The sequence below is a fragment of the Stenotrophomonas sp. SrG genome (assembly GCF_050031795.1).
GTDB lineage: Bacteria > Pseudomonadota > Gammaproteobacteria > Xanthomonadales > Xanthomonadaceae > Stenotrophomonas > Stenotrophomonas rhizophila_A.
The window spans coordinates 1-230 of sequence record NZ_JBNBBE010001766.1; the positions used below are offsets into that span (position 1 = coordinate 1).

The window sequence follows — 230 nt, forward strand, 5'->3', positions numbered from 1 at the left end:
CGACCAGACGCAGCTGCTTCGTGAAGTGCTGTGGCGTGTTGCCGGTGACCGCGCGTACGCGCCGGTACAACAGTGACCCGTACATGTGGGTGGCCGCCGCCAGCGACTCCACCTGAAGCGGCTGACGGAAATGCCGGCGCTGGTGCACCACCGCTTCGGCAAGCCGGTGCAACGTGCCTTCCGGGCGCGCCATTGCCGCAACCTCCGGGCCGTTTGGCCCGGTCAACAGA

At 67.8% G+C, this 230-nt stretch carries 1 pseudogene; it reads right to left on the bottom strand.

The window, feature by feature from the left end:
- Nucleotides 1–193: pseudogene (locus tag ACQG3P_RS25330) on the bottom strand (hypothetical protein); the annotation flags it as partial.
- Between the last annotated feature and the right edge of the window lie 37 nt (nucleotides 194–230).